Annotated in this window: 10 protein-coding genes; all 10 read left to right on the top strand. The window is 61.2% G+C overall.

All coding sequences use genetic code 11. The features are described from left to right. The first annotated feature begins 95 nt into the window (after positions 1–95). A complete protein-coding gene (locus C6382_RS23520) occupies positions 96–1,484 on the top strand; it encodes a polynucleotide adenylyltransferase PcnB (RefSeq protein ID WP_178082832.1) in 1,389 nt (462 codons plus the stop codon). A 2-nt stretch (positions 1,485–1,486) separates the two neighbouring features. After that, on the top strand, positions 1,487–1,963 hold the full coding sequence (folK, locus tag C6382_RS23515) for a 2-amino-4-hydroxy-6-hydroxymethyldihydropteridine diphosphokinase (RefSeq protein ID WP_107026699.1): 477 nt from the start codon (positions 1,487–1,489) through the stop codon (positions 1,961–1,963). A 251-nt stretch (positions 1,964–2,214) separates the two neighbouring features. Next, a complete protein-coding gene (panB, locus tag C6382_RS23510) occupies positions 2,215–3,015 on the top strand; it encodes a 3-methyl-2-oxobutanoate hydroxymethyltransferase (protein ID WP_107026698.1) in 801 nt (266 codons plus the stop codon). Further along, complete coding sequence (gene panC, locus C6382_RS23505; protein ID WP_107026697.1) at positions 3,012–3,869, top strand: pantoate--beta-alanine ligase; 858 nt, start codon at positions 3,012–3,014, stop codon at positions 3,867–3,869. Before panB ends, panC begins: the two co-directional genes overlap by 4 nt. Positions 3,870–3,992: 123 nt before the next feature. Beyond that, positions 3,993–5,657 carry a glucose-6-phosphate isomerase gene (pgi, locus tag C6382_RS23500; RefSeq protein ID WP_107026696.1) on the top strand — a complete coding sequence of 555 codons (1,665 nt, stop codon included), beginning with the start codon at positions 3,993–3,995 and terminating at the stop codon, positions 5,655–5,657. A gap of 86 nt (positions 5,658–5,743) precedes the next feature. Next, positions 5,744–7,678, top strand: a complete 1,935-nt coding sequence (gene acs, locus C6382_RS23495; RefSeq protein ID WP_107026695.1) for an acetate--CoA ligase — start codon at positions 5,744–5,746, stop codon at positions 7,676–7,678. A gap of 39 nt (positions 7,679–7,717) precedes the next feature. Then, positions 7,718–8,587 (top strand): oxygenase MpaB family protein, encoded by an 870-nt coding sequence (locus tag C6382_RS23490; RefSeq protein ID WP_107026694.1) that lies wholly within the window; start codon positions 7,718–7,720, stop codon positions 8,585–8,587. Between the two features lie 125 nt (positions 8,588–8,712). Continuing rightward, the gene (locus C6382_RS23485; protein WP_107026693.1) at positions 8,713–9,891 is read left to right on the top strand and encodes an acetyl-CoA C-acetyltransferase; all 1,179 of its coding nucleotides are present in this window, start codon (positions 8,713–8,715) and stop codon (positions 9,889–9,891) included. Positions 9,892–9,970: 79 nt separating this feature from the next. Further along, a complete protein-coding gene (locus tag C6382_RS23480) occupies positions 9,971–10,987 on the top strand; it encodes a class I SAM-dependent rRNA methyltransferase (RefSeq protein ID WP_107026692.1) in 1,017 nt (338 codons plus the stop codon). 91 nt (positions 10,988–11,078) lie between these two features. Then, positions 11,079–14,021 carry a DUF748 domain-containing protein gene (locus C6382_RS23475; RefSeq protein ID WP_107026691.1) on the top strand — a complete coding sequence of 981 codons (2,943 nt, stop codon included), beginning with the start codon at positions 11,079–11,081 and terminating at the stop codon, positions 14,019–14,021. The last annotated feature ends 133 nt before the right edge of the window (positions 14,022–14,154 follow it).

Here is a 14,154-nt window from a genome sequence, read left to right as displayed (position 1 = left end):
CGCCTACACCATCCCCCGAGTAAATGCTAGAATCCCCGCCCATCATGCGGCCATTCTTCGTTTTTGGCCGAACATTCCTTCAAACAGTGCATCCCATGCTGAAGAAGCTGTTCCAGTCGTTCCGTCCTCCCGTACGTGGCCCGCACCACAAGCGCACCACGCCTGAAGTGATCAATAGCGGTCAACACTCGCTGCAACGTGGCCAATTCAGTCGTCATGCGGTGAGTATCGTTGAGCGCCTGCAAAATGCTGGCTACCAGGCCTACCTGGTCGGTGGCTGCGTGCGCGACCAACTCCTGGGCATCACGCCCAAGGACTTCGATGTCGCCACCAGCGCCACCCCCGAACAAGTTCGCGCCGAATTTCGCAATGCGCGCATCATCGGCCGCCGTTTCAAGCTGGTTCACATCCATTTCGGTCGTGAAATCATCGAAGTCGCAACCTTCCGCGCCAATCACCCGGAAAGTGAAACAGAAGACAGCCATACCTCGTCGCGTAACGAGAGCGGGCGCATTCTGCGTGACAATGTCTACGGCACCCTGGAAGAAGACGCGCAGCGCCGTGACTTCACTATCAATGCCCTGTACTACGATCCGGTCAGCGAGCGCATCCTCGACTACGCCAATGGCGTACACGACATCCGCAATCGTTTGATCCGCCTGATCGGTGACCCGACCCAGCGTTACCAGGAAGACCCGGTGCGGATGCTGCGCGCCGTGCGTTTCGCCGCCAAGCTGAACTTCGGCATCGAAAAACACACGGTGCAGCCGATCCGCCAGCTGGCGCCGATGCTGCGCGAGATCCCGGCTGCCCGCCTGTTCGAAGAAACGCTCAAGCTGTTCCTCTCTGGACATGCCGCCGACACCTTCGAGATGCTGGTCGACCTGCAGTTGTTCGATCCGCTGTTCCCGGCCAGTGCCGAGGCTCTGGAAGAACACCCGACTTACACACACACCCTGATCAGCCAGGCATTGATCAACACCGACCTGCGTATCAAGCAGGGCAAACCGGTAACGCCTGCCTTCCTGTTTGCCGCCCTGCTCTGGCCGGCCTTGCCAGGTCGCGCGCTACGCCTGCAAAGCCGTGGCATGCCGCCGATCCCGGCGATGAACGAAGCCGCCCACGAGTTGATCAGCGAACAATGCCAGCGCATCGCAATTCCGAAACGCTTCACCCTGCCGATCCGCGAGATCTGGGACATGCAGGAGCGCCTGCCACGCCGCAGCGGCAAGCGTGCCGACCTGCTGCTCGACAACCCGCGTTTCCGTGCCGGTTACGACTTCCTGCTACTGCGTGAAAGCGCAGGCGAAGAAACTGATGGCCTGGGCCAATGGTGGACCGATTATCAGGACTGCAACGACAGCGAACGGCGCGACATGATCCGTGACCTGGGTAGCCGCGATGAAGGCTCCGCTGCCGGCCCGCGCAAACGCAAGCGCAGCCCGAGCAAGCGCAAACGTGCCGATGGCGGCGCAGGCGAATAAGCATGGAGCGCGTGTACATCGGCCTGGGCAGTAATCTGGATGAACCGCAGGAGCAACTGCGCAGCGCTATCAATGCGCTGCATGAGTTGCCCGACACATTGCTGGCGGCAACGTCTGCTTTCTACAGCAGCGAATCGCTGTCACCCGGCCAGCCGCGCTACACCAATGCCGTAGCCGCCCTGGACACTGCGTTGGCACCTCTGGACCTGCTCGACAGCCTGCAGGCCATCGAAGCCGCCCAGGGCCGTGAACGCAAGGAGCGCTGGGGCCCACGCACCCTGGACCTGGATATCCTGCTGTACGGCGATCAGTTAATCGACATCCCGCGCCTGAAAGTCCCGCACTACCACATGCAGGCGCGACCGTTCGTCCTTTATCCGCTGGCCGAACTGGTCCCGGCCGACTTCCTGCTGGCCGACCAGCGCAGCCTTGCCCAGCTGCTGGCAGATTGCCCGTTCGTCGGCCTGGAACGCCTGTAACCGGGCGCTCCCCCATCCGGTAACGCCTGTAACAGTGCATTCGTAACAATGCGGTAACAGGGTAATTGACTTCAGCCCCCTCCCTCACGACTATAGGCGTCCGGTGGCGCCTGCGCGCCGCAAAAAGGCGTATATAGGCCTGGAACAGGTCGCAATTAAAACACCACGATCGATGATGTGCTGTTCCAGAAGATGAATACACGCGTTGTACGCAGTCGTTTTTCACAGCGCCTGAATGAGGATTCCTTTTCATGCCAGATGTAACCCTGACCACCCTGCAGAGCCTCAAGGCCAAGGGTGAGAAAATAGCCATGCTGACCTGCTACGACGCAACCTTCGCCCAGGCTGCCAGCCGTGCCGGCGTGGAAATCCTGCTGGTGGGTGACTCGCTGGGCATGGTCCTGCAAGGTCATGACAGTACCTTGCCGGTGACCAACGCCGAGATGGCTTACCACACCGCCTGCGTCAAACGTGGCAACGAAGGCGCACTGATCCTCGCTGACTTGCCGTTCATGTCGTGTGCAACCATTGAGCAGGCTTTCGCCAACAGCGGCGCCCTGATGCAAGCGGGTGCGCACATGGTCAAAGTCGAGGGCGCCGCCTGGCTTGCGGAAACCATCCGCCTGTTGGCCGAACGTGGCGTTCCGGTCTGCGCTCATATGGGCCTGACCCCGCAGACAGTGAATATCCTCGGCGGCTACAAGGTCCAGGGTCGCCAGGAAAACCAGGCGCGGCAAATGCGTGCCGACGCCATTGCCCTGGAGCAGGCCGGCGCGGCGATGCTGCTGCTTGAATGCGTACCCAGCGAGCTTGCTGCGGAAATCACCCAGGCAGTAAGTATTCCGGTGATTGGCATCGGCGCCGGCAGTGCGACCGATGGTCAGGTATTGGTACTGCACGACATGCTGGGCTTGTCGCTGACCGGGCGCGTGCCGAAGTTCGTGAAAAACTTCATGGTCGGCCAGAGCGACATCCAGGGTGCGCTCAAGGCTTACGTAACAGCCGTCAAGGACGTCAGCTTCCCAGGCAACGAACACGGGTTCAGTGCATGAATACAGTCAAGACCGTCCGCGAACTGCGCGCCGCCGTGGCGCGGGCACGCAGTGAAGGCAAACGTATCGGTTTCGTACCGACCATGGGCAACCTGCACAGCGGCCACGCTGCTCTGGTGACCAAGGCCGCGCAGCGCGTCGATTTCGTCGTCGCCAGTATCTTCGTCAACCCGCTGCAGTTCGGCCCCAGCGAAGACCTCGACAAGTACCCGCGGACCCTCGCTGCCGACCAGGAGAAACTGCTCCAGGCCGGTTGCCACCTACTGTTCGCCCCTACTGTCGAAGAGATGTACCCCGACGGCATGGACGGCCAGACCCGCGTCAGCGTTCCACAATTGTCCGAAGGACTCTGTGGCGCCAGCCGCCCGGGTCATTTCGAAGGTGTGGCAACGGTGGTCAGCAAACTGTTCAACATGGTCCAGCCGGACCTGGCCGTTTTCGGTGAGAAAGATTTCCAGCAGTTGGCGGTGATCCGCGCCCTGGTGCGCGACCTGAACATGCCGATCCAGATCATTGGCGAACCGACCGTGCGTGCCGAGGATGGCCTGGCGCTGTCCTCGCGCAACGGTTATCTGAACGAAGAACAGCGCGCCATCGCGCCAGCGCTGTATCGACTGCTGAGCCAGATGGCCACTGCCATCGAACAGGGCGAGCGCGACTATCCGGCGTTGATCGGCAATGCTCAGCAACAGCTGCAGAACGCTGGTTTTCGCCCCGATTATCTGGAAATCCGCCAGGCCTTGAGCCTGCGCCCGGCAACCGCCGAAGACCGCGACCTGGTAATCCTGGCTGCCGCCTTCCTCGGCGCCACCCGCCTGATCGACAACCTGCACCTGAATCTTGACTCCAAGTAACACGGTTGCCCACCGAGCCCGCTCCCTGTAACCCGGAGCGATGCCTATAATTGGCATCAGCCTGCAAACGGGGCGCTGGTTTCAGTGTCCAAGGCAGTTCACGCAATAAGGAAACCTGCAGCGATGGCTTACTACCGCACCCCTCATGATGTAACCGCTCTGCCCGCTTGGCAGGCGCTCCAGCAACACCGCGAAGCCATGCAGGACTTCAGCATGCGCGAGGCATTCAATGCCGAGCCAAAGCGCTTCGAACAGTTGTCCCTGAGCACCTGCGGACTGTTTCTCGACTACTCGAAGAACCTGATCAACGGCCAAAGCCGTGACCTGCTGGTCAACCTGGCCAATGAAGTGGGGTTGCAGGATGCGATCAAGTCGTTGTTCGCCGGCGAAATTCTCAACGCCTCCGAAGGCCGTCCTGCCCTGCACACCGCGCTGCGCCGGCCGGTAGGCGACAAGTTGAGCGTCAACGGCGTCAATGTGATGCCCGAGGTACATAAAGTCCTCAACCAGGTCACTGAGCTGGTGGGTCGCATTCATGACGGCCTGTGGCGCGGCTACAGCGAAAAGCCGATCACCGACGTGGTCAACATCGGTATCGGTGGTTCGTTCCTCGGCCCTGAGCTGGTTTCCGAGGCGCTGCTGCCTTACGCTCAGCGCGGCGTACGTTGCCATTACCTGGCCAATATCGACGGCAGTGAGTTCCATGAGCTGTCGGCCAAACTGCGCGCTGAAACCACCCTGTTCATCGTTTCCTCGAAATCCTTCAATACCCTGGAAACCCTGAAGAACGCCCAGGCCGCTCGCGCCTGGTACCTGGCCCAGGGTGGCTCGGAAGCCGAGCTGTACAAGCACTTCATCGCCGTGTCGAGCAACAAGGCCGCTGCTGTGGCCTTCGGCATCCGCGAAGAAAACATCTTCCCGATGTGGGACTGGGTAGGTGGTCGTTACTCACTGTGGTCGGCAATTGGTCTGCCGATTGCCCTGGCCATCGGTACCGCCAACTTCAAAGAGCTGCTGTCCGGCGCCTACACCATGGACCAGCATTTCCAGAACGCACCGTTCGAGCAGAACATGCCGGTGCTGCTGGCCCTGCTGGGTGTCTGGTACGGCAACTTCTGGGGTGCGCAGAGCCATGCGATCCTGCCGTACGATCACTACCTGCGTAATATCACCAAACACCTGCAACAGCTGGACATGGAGTCCAACGGCAAGAGCGTTCGCCAGGACGGCACACCGGTCAACCATGACACCGGTCCGGTGATCTGGGGTGGCGTCGGTTGCAACGGTCAGCATGCCTACCACCAACTGCTGCACCAGGGCACCCAACTGATCCCGGCAGACTTCATCGTCCCGGTGGTCAGCTTCAACCCGGTTGCCGACCACCATCAATGGCTGTACGCCAACTGCCTGTCGCAGAGCCAGGCGCTGATGCTCGGCAAGACCCGTAGCGAGGCCGAAGCCGAGCTGCGCGACAAGGGCATGAGCGAAGCCGATATCCAGAAGCTGGCGCCGCACAAGGTGATCCCGGGCAACCGTCCGAGCAATACCCTGGTGGTCGAGCGCATCAGCCCACGCCGTCTCGGCGCGCTGGTGGCGATGTATGAACACAAGGTGTTCGTGCAGAGCGTGATCTGGGGTATCAACGCCTTCGACCAGTGGGGCGTAGAGCTTGGCAAAGAGCTCGGCAAGGGTGTTTACCAGCGCCTGACCGGCGGAATCGAAGAGCCTGCCGAAGACGCGTCGACCCAGGGCCTGATCAACTTCTTCCGCAGCCGTCACCGCGGTTGATCGCCTGCGTTGCCCCTGGCTGAACGAACACAGCCAGGGGCAACGGCTACACTGTCCTGACTAAAACAATCAGGACAGGACCCGCCATGTTCGATATCAGCGCCTATCCCCATGCCGATGCCGTCAGCAAAGCGGCGCGCCTGAGCCAGGCCGAGTACCAGCGTCTGTACCGCCAGTCGATTGAAGAGCCGGAGGCGTTCTGGACGGAACAGGCCAAAGCGCTGGAATGGATCAAGCCCTGGAGCAGCATCCATTGCGGCGACATGAAGACCGGTCAGGCCACCTGGTTCAAGGGTGCCCAACTCAACGTCAGCTACAACTGCATCGACCGCCACCTGGCTGCGCGGGGCGACCAGCCGGCGATCATCCGTGAAGGCGACAATCCTGCCGACTCCAGCGTCATCACCTACCGTGAACTGCACCATCATGTTTGCCGCCTGGCCAATGTGCTCAAGCAGCGCGGGGTAAAAAAGGGTGATCGAGTGTGCATCTACATGCCCATGGTCCCCGAGGCAGCCTATGCCATGCTGGCCTGCAGCCGCATCGGTGCAATTCATTCGGTGGTGTTCGGTGGCTTCTCGCCCGACGCGCTGCGTGATCGCATTCTCGACGCCGATTGCCGCACAGTGATCACCGCCGATGAAGGCATTCGCGGTGGCAAGACCGTGGCGCTGAAGAACAACGTCGACAAGGCGCTACTCAGTTGCGCGGATGTCAGCACCGTGGTGGTAATCAAGCGTACCGGTAGCCAGATCGACTGGAGTGAAGGTCGTGATCTCTGGTACCACGAAGCGATCAAAACGGTCAGCGACGACTGCCCACCCGAGCCGATGGACGCTGAAGATCCGCTGTTCATCCTCTATACCTCCGGCAGTACCGGCAAACCCAAAGGCGTGCTGCACACGACTGCCGGCTATCTGCTGCAGGCCACCCTGACCTTCAAGACCGTGTTCGACTACCGTGACGGTGAAGTGTTCTGGTGCACCGCCGATGTCGGCTGGGTTACCGGGCACAGCTACATCGTCTACGGACCACTGGCCAATGGTGCAATCACCTTGATGTTCGAAGGCGTGCCCAACTACCCCGACGCCTCGCGATTCTGGCAAGTGGTCGACAAACATAAAGTGAACATCTTCTATACCGCCCCCACTGCCCTGCGCGCCTTGATGCGTGAAGGTGAGGGGCCGTTGCAGAACACTTCACGCAAGAGCCTGCGTCTGCTTGGCAGCGTCGGCGAACCGATCAACCCGGAAGCCTGGGAGTGGTATTTCAATGCGGTGGGCGAGCAACGCTGCCCGATCGTCGACACCTGGTGGCAGACCGAAACCGGCGGCATCATGATCAGCCCGCTGGTGGGCAGTCGGCGGATCAAGCCCGGTTGCGCCACCCAGCCGATGTTCGGCGTACAACCGGTGCTGCTCGATGACAAGGGCAAGCTCATTGAAGGGCCCGGCAGCGGCATGCTGGCGATCAAGGCCAGCTGGCCCGGGCAGATCCGCAGCGTGTATGGCGACCCGCAACGGATGCTCGACACCTATTTCAAACCACTGCCAGGTTACTACTTCACCGGCGACGGCGCCCGCCGTGACGAAGACGGCGATCTGTGGATAACCGGGCGCATCGATGATGTGATCAACGTCTCCGGGCACCGCATCGGCACCGCTGAAGTTGAAAGTGCCCTGGTATTGCACGACAGCATCGCCGAGGCCGCTGTAGTCGGGTACCCTCACGATCTCAAGGGGCAAGGCATCTATGCCTTTGTCACGCCGATGAACGGGGTGAACCCGGACGACACGCTCAAACAGGAGCTGTTGGCCCTGGTCAGCAAGGAAATCGGCAGCTTCGCCAAGCCGGAACTGATCCAGTGGGCACCAGCACTGCCCAAGACCCGCTCAGGCAAGATCATGCGGCGCATCCTGCGCAAGATCGCCTGCAACGAGCTGGACAACCTGGGTGACACCTCGACCCTGGCCGATCCCAGTGTGGTCCAGGGCCTGATCGACAAACGTTTGAATACATAACCGGCAGCAGGTCATGGCTGCCTCGCACGCAAGGTAACCATGGAAGCGATTCGCCGCCGTATCGAAACCCAGGTGATGAGCCTGACCGGCTTGTCCCTCGGGCAGCTTGACCTGGAAAACCCCAAGGGCGACCCCGGACTGTTCGGCCCGGACAGCATCAGCTGGCGTGTGCACGGCGACTTCCCGAGCATGCTGATCGGCGGTATCAGTGCCTTGCTCCTGCAACTCCTGCATCCGCTGGCACTGGCCGGGGTCTGGGATCACTCCAATTTTCGCCACGACCTGCTCGGACGCCTTCGCCGCACCAGCCAGTTCATCTCCGGCACCACCTTCGGCGCCACTGGCGACGCCAACTGGCTGATCGAAAAAGTCCGCACCATCCATCTACAAGTCGTCGGGAGCGCCGCCGATGGGCGCCCCTATGCAGCCAGCGATCCTGATCTGTTGACCTGGGTGCATGTGGCCGAGGTCAGCAGCTTTCTTGCCGCCCACCTGCGTTACCGCAACCCGAAGCTGTCAATTGCCGAGCAAGACGCCTACTACGCCGAGATCGCCCTGATCGCCGAACGCTTGGGGGCCCGTGACGTGCCACATTCGCGTCAGCAGGTAACGGACTACCTGCAGTCCATGCGTCCACAGTTGCACGCGGATGAACGCAGCCATGAAGTGGTGCAGGTACTGCTTGATGCTCCCGCCCCCAGTCGTCTGGCCAAGCCGGTGGGTAGCCTGATGTTGCGGGCGGGCATCGACCTGTTGCCGGAATGGGCCAGCGAAATGCTCGAGCTGCAGCAGCCTCCGTTACAGCGGCGTTTGATTCGCCTGGGTATCAACAGCACAGCCCCAGTGCTGCGCTGGGCCATGCGTGACGGTTCGGCGCATCGAGCGCGGCGGCGCATGGGTATCCGCTGAAGGCGACCGAGCGGTTCGCCATTAGCGATACCCTGAGCATCTATGCCACCATGACGGTTGATCAAGGCCCCGCAGGGGCCTGTGCTGTTCTGACACCAAATCGAATAAGAGTGAGGACCCGCGCCATGCAAGATGTTGTTATCGTTGCCGCCACCCGAACCGCTGTCGGTAGCTACCAAGGAGCGCTGGCCGCTATTCCCGCCGTTGACCTCGGCGCTGCGGTGATTCGCCAACTGCTGACCCTGACCGGCATCGATGCCGAACGGGTCGATGAAGTGATCCTCGGTCAGGTACTGACCGCTGGCGCCGGACAAAACCCTGCGCGCCAGGCCGCAATCAAAGCCGGCCTGCCCCACGTAGTGCCGGCCATGACCCTGAACAAAGTCTGCGGCTCCGGCCTCAAGGCTCTGCACCTGGCGACCCAGGCAATCCGCTGCGGCGACGCCGAAGTGATCATCGCTGGCGGCCAGGAAAACATGAGCTTGGCCAACTATGTGATGCCCGGCGCCCGTACCGGCTTGCGCATGGGCCACAGCAGCCTGATCGACAGCATGATCAGCGATGGCCTGTGGGATGCATTCAATGACTATCACATGGGTATCACCGCCGAGAACCTGGTCGAAAAGTACGGCATCAGCCGTGAGGAGCAGGATGCCTTTGCCGCCGCCTCCCAGCAGAAAGCTGTCGCGGCGATTGAAGCCCGACGCTTCGTCGACGAAATCACCCCGATCCTGATCCCGCAGCGCAAGGGCGATCCGATTGCCTTCGCCACTGACGAACAACCACGTGCCGGCACGACCGCCGAGTCCCTGGGCAAGCTCAAGCCGGCGTTCAAGAAAGACGGCACCGTCACTGCCGGTAACGCCTCGTCGCTCAACGACGGCGCAGCTGCCGTCATGCTGATGAGTGCAGCCAAGGCCCAGCAGCTGGGCCTGCCGATCCTGGCGCGGATCAAGGCCTATGCCAATGCCGGTGTCGACCCTGCGATCATGGGTATCGGCCCGGTCAGCGCGACCCGCCGCTGCCTGGAAAAAGCCGGCTGGGCACTGGCCGACCTGGACCTGATCGAAGCCAACGAAGCCTTCGCCGCCCAGGCGCTGTCGGTAGGCAAGGAACTGGGCTGGGACGCCAGCAAGGTCAACGTCAACGGTGGCGCCATTGCCCTGGGCCACCCGATCGGTGCCTCGGGATGCCGGGTGCTGGTGACTCTGCTGCACGAAATGATCAAGCGTGATGTCAGCAAAGGCCTGGCCACGCTGTGCATCGGCGGCGGTCAAGGTGTAGCCCTGGCGATCGAACGCTGATCGCTGCGGGAGGGGCTGCAACGGCCCCTCCCCAGGCTTGAACTGATAAACTGCACGTCCGCAAACCAAGGCCACGTGCATGTCCCTCTTGAATCAGGCGCTGCGCGCCGCCCTCGACGCCCGCCAGGGCCTAATCGCCGAACTGCATGCCCAGGGCACCGATTGCTATCGCCTGTTCCATGGCAGCCAGGAAGGCGCCAGCGGCTTGACCGTGGATCGCTACGGTCCGCAACTGCTGGTGCAGAGTTTCCACCAGACCCTTGAGTCCAGCGCCCTGCTTGAGCTGCACGCCATGGTTGAAACGTACCTTGGCCTTGAACTGCTACTGGTTTACAACGACCGCTCCCAAGGCAACAGCCGCATCGACCGCCGTGACCCGGTATACCAGGCCAGTGAGACAGCCCTGGCCGACCATATCGGCCATGAGTGGGGGCTTAACTACCGTGTCCGTGGCCGTCATGCCGGGCAGGACCCGCTGCTGTTCCTCGACCTGCGCAATGCTCGCGGTTGGGTCAAGCAGCACAGTGCCGGCAAGCGTGTGCTGAACCTGTTTGCCTATACCTGCGGTGTCGGTCTCAGCGCTGCAGCGGGCGGTGCCCGTGAGGTGTGCAACCTGGACTTCGCCGAAGGCAACCTGGCGGTGGGCAAGGAGAACGCTGCGCTCAATCCGCAACTGGCACCGATGAGCTTCATCCAGTCCGATTACTTCCCGGCGATCCGCCAGTTCGCCGGTTTGCCCATCAGCCAGCGCCGCGGTCACAAGCTGCCACCGTATCCGCGCCTGGAACAGCGCCAGTTCGACCTGGTGTTCCTCGACCCGCCGGCTTGGGCCAAGAGCGCCTTCGGCACTGTCGACCTGCTGCGCGACTACCAAAGCCTGCTCAAGCCGGCGCTGCTCAGTACGGCCGAGGACGGTGTATTGATCTGCTGTAACAACCTGGCCAAGGTCAACCTCGACGACTGGCGCGAGCAAGTCCAGCGCTGTGCCGAGAAAGCAGGACGACCGGTACGCGACTGGCAGGTCCTCAAACCGGCCAGCGACTTTCCGTCGCAGGATGGCCTGCCACCGCTCAAGACCTTGATTCTTCAGCTCTGAAGCAAAAATACGGCACTTTCCGAGCGTTCTTCGGAACCGATTTTACGTGCCATACTCCAAGCTCTTCCGTTTTAGACAGACGACGCCGCACATGCCCAAAGGATTGAAACGCGCCCTCGGCGCCATGTTGGCCGCATTGGCCTTGTACAGCTTGCTTGGCTTTCTGATTCTCCCAGGAGTGGCCCTGCGTATCGCCAACCAGCAATTGGCCAACTACGCCACCGTGCCGGCCCACCTGCAGCGCATTGAGCTCAACCCGTTCAGCCTTGAACTAACCCTGTGGGGTCTGCAGATTGGCGAGCAAGGCAAGGAGCAGGTTGGCTTCGAGCGTTTGTACGCCAACCTTCAGCTCGATAGCCTGTGGACAGGCGCTCTGCACTTGGCAGGCGTCGAGCTGGAAAAACCGCGCACTGAGCTACTGTTCGCCAAGGAAGGCAGCCTGAACCTGGCTCAGCTATTCAAGCTGCCACCCAGCGAAGCGAAGCCCGAAGAACCACCAAGCGACCCGTTCCCGGTGCGTATTGCCAGCATCAAACTCATTGAAGGCTACCTGCATTTCGAGGACTTGCGCCCAAGTGAGCCGATCGAGTTTCTCTACGACTCGATGAACCTGGAGCTGAAGAACCTCAGCACCCTGCCCGACGACAGCACTGACATGACCTTGGTCGCGATTGGCCCCGGTGGCGGCCGTGTCGACTGGAGCGGCAGCTTCAGTGTGGTCCCGCTCGCCTCCGAAGGTACCCTGAAAATCACCGACGGCAAGATGAAGTCATTCTGGCCTTATGTCCGCGATGCGGTGCCGCTGGTGCTTGAAGAGGGCGTGGTCAACCTCGACACTCATTACAAGCTGAACCTGTCCAGGCAAACCGAGCTGCTGCTGGACAACACTTCGATCAGCATCGCACCCTTTGCCATCAAAGCGCCAGATGGCCGCCCACTGGCGCGGCTGGCCCGCTTGGACATCAGCGAAACCTCTATAGACCTGAGCAAACAGCTGGTCACTGTGGGCAAGATCCGCAGCGACAAGCTGGAAACCTGGGCAGCACTGGAAGCAGATGGACAACTCGACTGGCAAAAGCTGTTTGCCAGCCAGCCGGCCAAAGCCACCCCGACAGAAAAGCCCGAGCCTGCCGCAACTGAGCCGGACACCAAGGAACAGGCCGCCTCTGCCGAACCGAACAAACCTTGGCAAGTACTGCTCAAGGACGTCCAGCTGCGCAACTATCAAGTGCACCTGGCCGACCGTTCACAGAAAGAGCCAGTGGCGCTGGACGTTGGCCCACTGAACCTCGACTTGCAGAATTTCGACAGCCTCAATCAATCGCCCTTCACCCTCAAGCTCGACACCGGTGTGGGCAAGCAAGGCAAGCTGCAGGTGGCCGGTGAGGTCAACCTGGCGCCGATTACCGCCAAGCTTGACGTCAGCACCCAGGACATCGACTTGCGTGTCGCTCAGGCCTATATCACTCCGTACATCCGCCTGGAGCTGCGCAGTGGCATGCTTGGCAGTGACCTCAAGGTCAACCTCAGTAACGTTGAACCACTGGTCTTCAGCATTGAAGGTAAGGCTCAGGTCAATCAACTGCATACCCTGGACACCATCAAGGACCGTGACTTCGTCAAATGGCAACAGCTGAACCTGGATGGCTTGTCTTATCGTCACGGTGATGCCCTGAGCATTGCTAAGGTCAGCCTCAAACAACCTTACGCACGCTTCATGATCAACGAAGATCGCACCACCAACGTCGATGACCTGCTAATCCCGCAGCCGGCCACCGCGCAATCCAGTGCCCAGGCGAAAGCCAAGGCGCCGACCAGCAGCGACAAGCCGCTGGGCATCCGCATCGGTGCAATCGATATCAACGATGGCTCGGCGAACTTTGCCGACTTCAGCCTGACGCCCAACTTCGCCACCGCCATCCAGCAACTCAACGGTCAGATTGGCACCATTGACAGCCGCCAGCCCAAGCCAGCCAAGGTTGACATCAAGGGCAAGGTCGATCGTTACGCACCAGTAACCATCAAAGGCGCACTGAACCCCTTCGACCCGATGGCCAGCCTGGACATCGCCACCAGCTTCAAACGCGTCGAGCTGACCACCCTGACACCTTATTCAGGCAAGTTCGCTGGCTTTCGCATCCGCAAGGGCCGACTGAACATCGACCTGCACTACGTCATCACCCAAGGCAAGCTCAAAGCCGAGAACAAAGTGGTGGTCGAGCAGCTGCAACTGGGTGAGAAGGTCGACAGCCCGGATGCGGTGGATCTGCCGATTCGCCTGGCAGTGGCCTTGCTCAAGGACACCGATGGAAAGATCTCCATCGAACTGCCGGTGAGCGGCGATCTGAACGATCCACAGTTCAGCGTCATGCCGATCGTCTGGCAGACCCTGCGCAACCTGGTACTGCGCGCCGCCCAGGCGCCGTTCAAGTTCATCGGTGGCCTGATCAGCGGTGGCGACGCCCAGGACCTGGGCAACGTCGCCTTCGCCGCCGGCTCCAGCGATCTGGCTCCCGATGCGCAAAGTGCCCTCGACAAACTCGCCGCGGCGCTCAAGGAACGCCCTGCCTTGCGCCTGGAGATCGAAGGTACCAGCGCGCAGAGCAGCGACGGCCCCTTGATTGCCCAGCAGCGTCTGGAGCGTGAATACCAGAGTAGCTACTACAAGATCCTCCAGCGTCGCGGTGACAAGGTGCCAGCCCAGGCTTCGGAGCTGAAGGTCCCGGATGGCGACAAGCCGGCGATGCTTGAAGGGATCTATCGGACCCGCATGAAGCAGCAGCCACCGACCGAATGGGAACAGCTGGACCGCGAGCAGCGCACCACTCAGTTGCGCGATGCGGTGCTCAAGTCCTGGGGCGAGAGCTCTCTACTGCTGCGCCAGCTGGGTCAGGCCCGGGCCAGCAGTATCAAGGACTACCTGGTCGACAAGGGCAAGCTGGAGGACGATAGGGTGTATTTCATTGATGCCAGCCTCGGCCAGGCCGAAGCAGATGGCCGGGTGATCACACCGCTGCATCTGGATGCTGAGTGAGGTACCGCCATCGCGGGGCAAGCCCGCTTGTGTCTATGGCCGGAAGTAAACTCTAGGGTGAGAGAGGTGGATGGCAAGCTGTGAGTCCGCGGTGCTTAAAGCACGAGTGGGAGCAAAGCTGCCATCCACCTTT

Source organism: Pseudomonas sp. BBP2017 (assembly GCF_003024385.1).
Taxonomy (GTDB): domain Bacteria; phylum Pseudomonadota; class Gammaproteobacteria; order Pseudomonadales; family Pseudomonadaceae; genus Aquipseudomonas.
Note: the sequence above shows the minus strand (reverse complement) of the source record. Positions and strands in the feature narration are given on the sequence as shown.